Source organism: Lutibacter sp., from assembly GCF_041562875.1.
Lineage (GTDB): Bacteria > Bacteroidota > Bacteroidia > Flavobacteriales > Flavobacteriaceae > Lutibacter.
In genome coordinates, this window is sequence record NZ_JBFFOE010000175.1 from 1 (window position 1) to 2,808 (window position 2,808).

Genomic DNA, 2,808 nt, shown 5'->3' on the forward strand with positions numbered 1-2,808 from the left:
AATATTCAATATTCTTAAAGTTTTAAATAAATATGGACACAAATGTATTCACACCATAAATGCAAAAAACCTTAACTTTCTCATTACAAGATTGTTAAGGTTTTAAGAAGCGGTCTGGACGGGACTCGAACCCGCGACCCCCTGCGTGACAGGCAGGTATTCTAACCAGCTGAACTACCAGACCGTTGCTCTTAGCGGATGCAAATATAATGGTGTTTTTTATATCTACAAAGCTTTTTTAAACATTTTTATAAAAATCTTTTTCTACTAATTAAATAAGAAACCAGTATCTGATGAATCCCTCTATTTATATCTACTGGCACATAATCTATTTTATACTGCACGCATTTCATTTTCAAATCATTAAAATAATTTTCAACCTCAACTTTGTATTGTTTCTTTACAGATTCAGCATATAAATTTATTTCTTCACCTGTTTCAACGTCAACAAATTTCTTTGGAGAATTATCAAAATTAAAGTTTAATTCTAATTTCCCATCATACGTATGAAACAAAACAACCTCATGTTTATTATATTTCAGGTGCTGTAACGCTTCAAATAATTCATTTCCATTCTTTGTAGCCTGAAACATATCAGTAAATAAAAAGATTAACGACCTTCTATGAATTTTTTCAGCTATTTCATGCAATACTTTATAAGTTTCAGTAGATGCTGCTGAAGTATTCTTAAGTAATTCTGTTAATTGAGCCAATAACATTCTCCTGTGCCTATCACTTCCTTTTGTAGGTGCATAATAATCATTCTTATCGCTGTAGATACTTAATCCCACAGCGTCTCTTTGACGTTTTAAGATTTCCATTAATGCTGCTGAAGCTATAGTTGAGAAGGCAATCTTTGTTAAATTATCTATGGAAGGGTTTTTAACTATTGGATAATGCATAGATGCTGAATTATCAATAATTAAATGGCATCTTAAATTGGTTTCTTCTTCGTAACGTTTTACAAATAATTTCTTAGTTTTCGCGTATAGTTTCCAATCTATATGCCTCGTACTCTCTCCTTTATTGTACAACCTATGTTCTGCAAATTCAACTGAAAATCCGTGAAAAGGACTTTTGTGCATCCCTGTAATAAATCCTTCAACTACTTGGTTTGCTAACAATTCCAGATTGTTTAATTCAGAAATATTTTTAACTAATAACGAACTCATTTTTGCTTTTTAACACTCGTAAATATACTATTAAAAAAAGAAAAGGCTTAACAAATTGTTAAGCCTTTAAAAATTATCTTTAAAGATATATTTTATAAATGTGCATTTATTTTTTCCTCATAAACAGATTTTGGTGCTACACCTACTTGCTTTTCAACAACCTCCCCATTTTTAAATACCAAAACTGTAGGAATATTTCTCACTCCATATTTAGCTGCAAATTCTTGATTTGCATCAACGTCAACCTTAGTTATTACTGCTTTCCCTTCAAACTCTGTAGTTAATTGATCCATGATTGGAGCAACCATTCTACAAGGTCCACACCATGCTGCCCAAAAATCAACCATCACTGGTTTGTCTGATTTTAAAACTACTTCGTCAAAAGTTGCGTCTGTTACTTCTAATGCCATACTCTATTTTTTTAATTATTAATTTCTATATTTTATATTACAAAAGTAAACAAATAATTTACCATATCTATTTAACTTATATTACTTTTATTTATAAAATCATTAACAAAAGTTATTATTATTATTATTATTATTATTATTATTATTATTATAATTTTAAAAAACTGCTGAAGCTATAGATTTAATGTTTTCTGATTTTCCCATAGAATAAAAATGAACTACCGGAGCTCCTTGCGTTATTAATTCTTTAGCTTGGTCAATTGCCCATTCTACACCAACTTGCCTAACTTGCTCATTATCTTTACACTTTTCAACTTCCAAAACTAGCGCTTCAGGTAAATCTAATTTAAAAATCTGTGGAAGCACTTGCAAATGTCGTTTTATAGCAATTGGCTTTATTCCTGGAATAATTGGAACTTTAATCCCAATAGCACGCGCTTTATCCACAAAATCAAAATATTTTTTATTATCAAAAAACATTTGAGTTACCACATAATCTGCACCTGCATCTACCTTTTCTTTTAATCTTCGCAAATCAGCATCCATACTTGGAGCTTCTAAATGTTTTTCAGGATAACCAGCAACTCCAATACAGAAATCAGAATTATAGGGTGTTTCAATTATTTCGTGTAAGTATTTCCCACTATTCAAATCTTTAATTTGAGAAACCAATTCCGAAGCATATTTATGACCATCTTTAGTCGCTAAAAAAAACTTCTCTTGTTTCATAGCGTCTCCACGCAAAGCCATCACATTATCCAACCCTAAATAATGACAATCTAACAACACATATTCCGTTTCTTCTTTGGTAAATCCCCCGCACAATACGTGTGGAATAGCATCTACATTGTATTTATATTTCAATGAGGCACAAATTCCAACAGTTCCTGGGCGCATCCGTGTAATTTTCTGCTCTAAAAGTCCATTTTCTTTTGAAATATAGACATATTCTTCTCTAGATGTGGTTACATCAATAAAAGGAGGTTTAAACTCCATTAAAGGATCAATATTATTATACAATTCCTGTATATTTTGCCCCTTTTGTGGCGGTATAATTTCAAATGAAAATAATGTTTTCCCGTTGGCTTGTTTTATGTGTTCTGTTACTTTCATTATTTAATTATTGTTTAAAAGTTCAACTGTTAAATCGTATAATTGTTATTAAAACAATGAGCTTTTATTTTACATTTTTAGTTGTTGGGCGTTTCCTTTCAGGTCGTGCTTTC

At 30.8% G+C, this 2,808-nt stretch carries 3 protein-coding genes and 1 tRNA gene; all 4 read right to left on the reverse strand.

Annotation, left to right across the window (positions count from 1 at the left end; translation table 11 throughout):
* Positions 1-110 precede the first annotated feature (110 nt).
* Positions 111-184 (reverse strand) — tRNA-Asp (locus tag ABY863_RS13365).
* 64 nt (positions 185-248) lie between these two features.
* Positions 249-1,172 carry a DUF58 domain-containing protein gene (locus ABY863_RS13370; protein WP_372795654.1) on the reverse strand — a complete coding sequence of 308 codons (924 nt, stop codon included), beginning with the start codon at positions 1,170-1,172 and terminating at the stop codon, positions 249-251.
* A gap of 92 nt (positions 1,173-1,264) precedes the next feature.
* Complete coding sequence (gene trxA, locus ABY863_RS13375) at positions 1,265-1,582, reverse strand: thioredoxin (RefSeq protein ID WP_299523467.1); 318 nt, start codon at positions 1,580-1,582, stop codon at positions 1,265-1,267.
* Between the two features lie 156 nt (positions 1,583-1,738).
* The gene (metF, locus tag ABY863_RS13380; protein WP_372795656.1) at positions 1,739-2,695 is read right to left on the reverse strand and encodes a methylenetetrahydrofolate reductase [NAD(P)H]; all 957 of its coding nucleotides are present in this window, start codon (positions 2,693-2,695) and stop codon (positions 1,739-1,741) included.
* Positions 2,696-2,808: the final 113 nt, after the last annotated feature.